Below are 6016 nucleotides of genomic sequence, written 5' to 3' on the forward strand. Positions count from 1 at the left end.
GCAGCGTCGACCGCGCCGCGTCGGGCTGAGGAAGGCGTCGCGCGCGTCCTCGCGCTCCGGGACCGCGGCGATGCACCAGCGGCCCGCCGGCTGCTCGGCCGGCACGTCCTTCATCGAATGCACCGCCACGTCGACGCGGCCGTCCAGCAGCGCCTCCTCGATCTCCTTGGTGAACAGCGCCTTGCCGCCGATCTCCAGCAGCCGGCGGTCCTGCACCCGGTCGCCGGTGGTGACGATCTCGACCAGGGGCACGGCCTCGGCCAGGTCGGCCTCGGCCACCCCCAGCGCCCGGCCGATGGCGCGCTGCATCATGCCGGATTGGGTCAGCGCCAGTTTGGAGCGGCGCGTGCCGATGCGGACGAGAGGAGACATGGGCGTTGCGCGGGTCCGGCGGGGTCGCTACCTCGACCCGATGACGATGGGCGCGGACTATAGCAGCGATGGCGGGCGGGCAACCGCGGCCCATGACGCGGACCTCACCGTGCTGGGTCTCGAGACCAGCTGCGACGAGACCGCCGCCTCGGTCGTGCGCCTGGGCGCCGACGGCGGGGTCCAGGTCCTGTCCTCGGTCGTGCACAGCCAGATCGACGACCACGCGGCCTTCGGCGGCGTCGTGCCCGAGATCGCGGCCCGCAGCCATGTGGAGATGATCGCCGAAGTGACCCGCCGGGCCATGGCGGAGGCCGGGCTGGGCTACGCGGCTCTCGACGGCGTCGCCGCCACCGCCGGGCCGGGGCTGGTCGGCGGGGTCATGGTCGGCCTGAGCTTCGGCAAGGCCGTGGCCCTGGCTCGGGGCCAGCCCCTGGTCGCCGTCAATCATCTGGAGGGCCACGCGGTCTCCGCCCGCCTGGGCCGGCCGGTCGCCTATCCCTTCCTGCTGCTGCTGGTCTCGGGCGGCCACTGCCAGCTGCTGGAGGTGCGCGGCGTGGGCGACATGACGCGGCTGGGCACCACCATCGACGACGCGGCGGGCGAGGCCTTCGACAAGATCGCCAAGGCGCTGGGCCTGGGCTATCCGGGCGGCCCCGCGCTGGAGAAACTGGCGGTCTCGGGCGACGGGTCGCGCTTCGACCTGCCCCGCGCGCTCCTGGGCCGCAAGGATTGCGACTTCTCCTTCTCGGGCCTGAAGACCGCCGCCTCTCGCCTGGCCCAGGCCTGCGAGACCGAACAGGACAAGGCCGACCTGGCCGACGCCGTCCAGACCGCCATCGCCCGCCAGTTGGGCGAGCGATCGGACCGGGCGCTCAAGGCCTACGCCGCCCACAACGCGCACCGCCTGTTCGTCGTCGCGGGCGGCGTGGCGGCCAACCGGACCATCCGCTCGACGCTGGAGGCGGTGGCCGTCCGGAACGGTTTCTCCTTCCTCGCCCCACCGATGGCCTACTGCACCGACAACGCGGCCATGATCGCGCTGGCTGGGGCGGAGCGCCTGCGCAAGGGCCTGACGTCCGACATCGACGTCGCCGCCCGGCCGCGCTGGCCGCTGGACGAGGAGAGGGCGCTTTCCGACCCGGCGCACAAGCCGGGCCGCAAGGGCGCCAAGGCCTAGGGGCGTCAGCGCCCATGACCGGCGCCTTGGCAATTCACGGCGTCTCGCGCCATAGAATGGCGCTGACCTCACGAAGGACTTTCATGGAATTTCGCACCGCAGGCGTGATCGGCGCCGGCGCCTGGGGCACGGCCCTGGCGCAGGTGACCGGCTGGGCCGGGCTGGACGTGCTGCTCCAGGCGCGCGAGCCCGAGGTCGTCGAAAGCATCCGCGCGCGCCGCGTCAACGAGGCCTTCCTGCCGGGGATCGCCCTGGACGACCATGTCTCGGTCACCCCCGACCTGGCCGACCTCGGGGCCTGCGACGTCGTCCTGGCCGTTCCGCCGGCCCAGCACATGCGCTCGACCCTTGAAGCCTTCGCGCCCTTCCATCGGGCGGGGATTCCCGTGGTCCTGTGCGCCAAGGGCATCGAGCGCGGCTCGCTGAAGCTGATGACCGAGGTCCTGGCCGAGACGCTGCCGGACGCCCCCGCGGCGGTCCTGTCGGGCCCCAGCTTCGCCGCCGAGGTCGCCCGCGGCCTGCCCTCGGCCGTCACCCTGGCCTGCGCCGATCGGGCTCTGGGCGAGGCGCTGATGGAGACCCTCTCGGCCCCCGCCTTCCGCCCGTACCTGGCCACCGACCTGATCGGCGCCGAGGTCGGCGGAGCCATCAAGAATGTGCTGGCCATCGCCTGCGGCATGAGCGAGGGCAAGGGCCTGGGTCGCAGCGCCCACGCCGCCTTGATCACCCGCGGCTTCGCCGAGATGACCCGGCTGGGCGTCGCCCTGGGCGGCCGGGCGGAGACCGTCGCCGGCCTGTGCGGTCTGGGCGACCTGGTCCTCACCTGCTCCAGCCCGCAGTCGCGCAACATGAGCCTGGGCCTGGCCCTGGGCCAGGGTCAGTCAGTCCGAGAGGCGCTCGCCGGCAAGCGATCCGTGGCCGAGGGTTATGAAAGCGCGCCGGCCGTTCGCCAGCTCGCCGAGAAGACCGGTGTCGACATGCCGATCTCGCTCGCCGTCGCCGCCCTGCTGAACGAGGAGACCAGCGTCGAGGCGGTGATCGACGACCTGCTGTCCCGGCCGCTCAAGGCCGAGCGGCATTGACCGACCTCCCTCCCCCAACCGAGCGCAAGCGGGTCTGGAAGACGCCGCCGGGCGTCCCTCTCTGCGCCGAGGCGGACCTGACCGATCCCGGCTCGCGGTCCTTCGTGCTGCAGATCGGGGACGCCTTCTTCCACGGCTTCGTCGTGCGCAAGGACGGCCGCGTCGCCGGCTACGTCGACCGCTGCCCGCATCAGGGCTTTCCACTGGCCATCGAGCTGGACCGCTATCTGACGTCCGACGGCGCCCTGATCCTGTGCGGCTGGCACGGGGCGGTGTTCGAGCCTCTCAGCGGCGAATGCGTCGGCGGTCCGTGCGCCGGCGGCCGGTTGACGCCTTGGCCGGTCCAGGCGTCCGGCGGGATCGTCCGCACCGCCTGATCAGGCCCGCGCCCGCAGCAGGTACAGTCCGAAGCCGATGAAGGGCCGGCCGAACGCGAGCATCGTCTTCACCCGGTCCGCGTCGGCCCGGACAGCGTCGGCCCCTGGCGCATCGGGGTTCGCCGCCAGCCAGTCCCGCGCCGCGCGGTCCGCCCCGGCGGCGTAGGCGTCGAACGTCGCCTGGGAGGAAATCTCGGCGAACGCCACCTCGAACCCGGCCGCTCGGGCCGCGGCCTTCCATCCGTCATTGTCCGTGTACTGATTGAGCGCTTCGGCGACCTGCCGCAGCGGCGCCGGCGGCGGCCGCAGCCAGACCAGGTCGCCCCAAAGCAGCCAGCCGTCCGGCTTCAGGCGCGTCTTCAGAAAGGCTAGCGCGGCCTCGGGCGAGGGCCGCCCCCGCCCGTCGACGTCGGTCGCGCCCAGGGCGACGATCAGGTCCAGCAAGGGCATGCCGCGCAGCACCTCCGCCGCCGCGCCGACAGCCAGCGCCACCCGGCCTTCCGCCCCGGCCGCCGTGATCCGTTCGCGCGTCAGGTCCGCCATCGCTGGATCGTACTCGATCGCCGTCACCGCGAATCCGAAGGTCCGGGCCAGTCGGATCGCCACCCCCGCGTTTCCCGTCCCGACATCGGCGGCGGCCGCGCCCCGGGTCAGGCTGGTCCGAGCCACGGCCGCCTCGACCGCCGCCATCTCCACGCCGTTGCCGACCTCCAGCGCCGCATAGGCGATCCGGTTGTAGCGGGCTTCCATGACGTGCTTGTCCAAGTTCCAGGAAGGCGGCGCAAGGTTTCCGCGATCCGCTACGTCCGCTTCTGACGCATCACGCCGCTACAGTCCCCTCTCGGTCTTTGACATTTCAATCCGCCGACGCCGGCCAAGGCGCCTGCGCATTGCACACGTTGCACGCGTTGCACGGTGTTTGTCGTGCAAACGCCCGATCTTCAGACTCTCCGCCCCTTTCCGCCCGACGCGTCTGAAGGCCGCGGAGCGCTCGGGCCTCCGGGCGATCCGCCGCTTGCAGCAGCTTCTGATGAAGTACTTTACATTATAAAGCTGATGGAATAGACCGGCGTCGTTCAAGGATTGCTCATGACCGCCGCCGCCCTCGCCCCTTCGCCGATCCATCGCGAGCCAGCCTTTTCGGTCGCGGCTGGACGCACGCTCGCGCTCGCCTGGCTGGCCTTCGGCCGCCGATTCTGAGGAGACTGACCCCGATGAACGCCGACACCGAGGACACCGCCGCCGACATCGCCTGGATGCGCCGCCTTGCCGAAGAAGGCGGCGAGGCTCCGATGCAAGGCGCCTCCATCCTGTTCATCGCCGGCCTGCTCTTCGCCGGCGCCAGCCTGTTCCACTGGGCCGCGATCACCGGCGCTCTGCCGGTCGCGCCGGACTCGCTCTGGATCGGCTGGATGGCCGCCACCCTGCTGTTCTTCGTCGCCCTGATCGTCACCCTGACCCGCCTGAAGCGGCAGGCCGGGATCGTCACCACCGCCAATCGCGCCACCGGCATCGCCTGGAGCGCCATGGGCTGGGGCATCTTCGCCCTGTTCGTGTCCCTCTCGGTGGTCGGGTACCGGCTGGGCGGAGAGGCCGCCAACGCCCTGTTCGGCCTGGTCCCCTCGATCATCCTGGTCTTCTACGGCATCGGCTGGTCGGTCAGCGCCGTCATGCACCGCCTGCGCCCGCTGTGGATCCTGTCGCTGGGGTCCTATGCGGCGGCCCCCGCCCTGGCCGCCTTCACCGGCGACCCCGCCCAGTACCTGGCCTACGCCGCCGCCCTGCTGCTGCTGATGGCGCTGCCCGGCTTCCTCTTGATGCGCCAGGCGCGCCGGGCCTGATCGTCGATGTCCGAGGAGTTCGACATCACCCGCATCGACGAGGTCATCCACGGCCGCGTCCGGCTGGGCGTCATGGCGGTGCTGTCCGGCGTCGAGAGCGCTGACTTCAACACCTTGAAGGCCCGGCTGCAGACGACCGACGGCAATCTGTCGGTCCATCTCAGAAAGCTCGAGGACGCCGGCTTCGTCGCCGTCGTCAAACGCTTCGAAGGCCGCAAGCCGCTGACCGAGGCCTCGATGACCTCCGCCGGCCGCAAGGCCTTCCTGGCCTATCTGGACGCCATGCAGGGGCTGGTTGGCAAGACGTGACGCCGTCACGCTGACGGTCTAGAGCGGGCGCATGACGGACCGCATCCACCGCTTCGAGGCGCTCGACAACTTCCGGGACTATGGCGACTACGCCGCCGGCGGCCGTCATGTCGCGCGCGGCCGCCTGTTCCGTTCGGCCCACCAGGCCCGCGTCACCGATGCGGATCTTGAGCGTCTGGAAGCGCTCGGCATCGGAACGGTGGTCGACCTGCGCCGCCCCGGCGAGCGCCGCGACCAGCCGTCCCGCCGCCCGCCCGGCTGGGCCGGCCAGGTGTTGGTCAGCGATCTGGGCGCGGACGGCGAGGCCCCGCACATCACCTTCCTCAGGACCTCGGACCTGACCATCGACGCCGGCCGCCGCTTCATGACCGGCGTTTATCGCGAGCTTCCGTTCGAGTCCGCCCACCTGGACCTGTTCGCCCGCTACTTCCGGGCGCTGGGCGAGGCCGACGGCGCGGTGCTCATTCACTGCGCGGCGGGCAAGGACCGCACCGGGACCCTGGCCGCCCTCACCCACTGCCTGCTGGGCGTTCACCCGGACGACATGGTCGCCGACTACCTGCTGACCAACACCGCCGTCGACCTGGAGCGCCTGGCGCCGAAGGTCGCGCGGCAACTGCAGGCGATGACGGGGCGCGAGCCGTCCCACGACGCCGTCGTGGCCTTCCTCGGAGTCGAGCCGGTGTACCTGGAGACCGCCCTTGGCGAGATCCGGACCCGCCATGGTTCGGTCGACGCCTACCTGGAACAGGTTCTGGGGCGTCGATGCGCGGCTGCGCGACCGCATCGGCGAGCGGCTGTCCGCGTGACCCCGCCCGCGGGCGAAACGTCACGTCCGGCCTTTGGCGCGACCCGCTG

7 protein-coding genes and 1 pseudogene are annotated in these 6016 nt (G+C 71.6%); 6 read left to right on the forward strand and 2 right to left on the reverse strand.

Features of this window, described 5'->3' with window-relative positions:
* Nucleotides 1–372, reverse strand: a pseudogene (locus AC2W7C_RS12585) (hydroxymethylbilane synthase); the annotation flags it as partial.
* A 46-nt stretch (nucleotides 373–418) separates the two neighbouring features.
* Here AC2W7C_RS12585 and tsaD point away from each other — a divergent pair.
* The 3 genes from tsaD to AC2W7C_RS12600 all read left to right on the forward strand — a co-directional run bounded on the left by tsaD (nucleotide 419) and on the right by AC2W7C_RS12600 (nucleotide 3008).
* Nucleotides 419–1549, forward strand: a complete 1131-nt coding sequence (gene tsaD, locus AC2W7C_RS12590; RefSeq protein ID WP_486001750.1) for a tRNA (adenosine(37)-N6)-threonylcarbamoyltransferase complex transferase subunit TsaD — start codon at nucleotides 419–421, stop codon at nucleotides 1547–1549.
* Nucleotides 1550–1632: 83 nt separating this feature from the next.
* Nucleotides 1633–2631 (forward strand): NAD(P)H-dependent glycerol-3-phosphate dehydrogenase, encoded by a 999-nt coding sequence (locus AC2W7C_RS12595; RefSeq protein ID WP_486001751.1) that lies wholly within the window; start codon nucleotides 1633–1635, stop codon nucleotides 2629–2631.
* Entirely contained in the window at nucleotides 2628–3008 is a 381-nt protein-coding gene (locus tag AC2W7C_RS12600; protein WP_486001752.1) for a Rieske (2Fe-2S) protein, read from the forward strand. The genes AC2W7C_RS12595 and AC2W7C_RS12600 overlap by 4 nt, the downstream gene beginning before the upstream one ends.
* On the opposite strand, the gene AC2W7C_RS12605 is transcribed toward AC2W7C_RS12600, so the two are convergent.
* Nucleotides 3009–3758, reverse strand: coding sequence for an SAM-dependent methyltransferase (locus AC2W7C_RS12605; protein ID WP_486001753.1), 750 nt, complete (start codon nucleotides 3756–3758; stop codon nucleotides 3009–3011).
* 464 nt (nucleotides 3759–4222) lie between these two features.
* Between AC2W7C_RS12605 and AC2W7C_RS12610 the strand changes: the two genes are divergently transcribed.
* From AC2W7C_RS12610 to AC2W7C_RS12620, 3 genes are all read left to right on the forward strand, one after another.
* Nucleotides 4223–4849, forward strand: a complete 627-nt coding sequence (locus AC2W7C_RS12610) for a hypothetical protein (protein ID WP_486001754.1) — start codon at nucleotides 4223–4225, stop codon at nucleotides 4847–4849.
* A 6-nt stretch (nucleotides 4850–4855) separates the two neighbouring features.
* Nucleotides 4856–5158, forward strand: a complete 303-nt coding sequence (locus AC2W7C_RS12615; RefSeq protein WP_486001755.1) for a winged helix-turn-helix domain-containing protein — start codon at nucleotides 4856–4858, stop codon at nucleotides 5156–5158.
* A 31-nt stretch (nucleotides 5159–5189) separates the two neighbouring features.
* The coding region (locus tag AC2W7C_RS12620) for a tyrosine-protein phosphatase (protein WP_486001756.1) at nucleotides 5190–6016 on the forward strand (827 nt) is incomplete at its 3' end.

It is taken from the genome of Brevundimonas sp. CURTG3B2_SDJG (assembly GCF_057364705.1).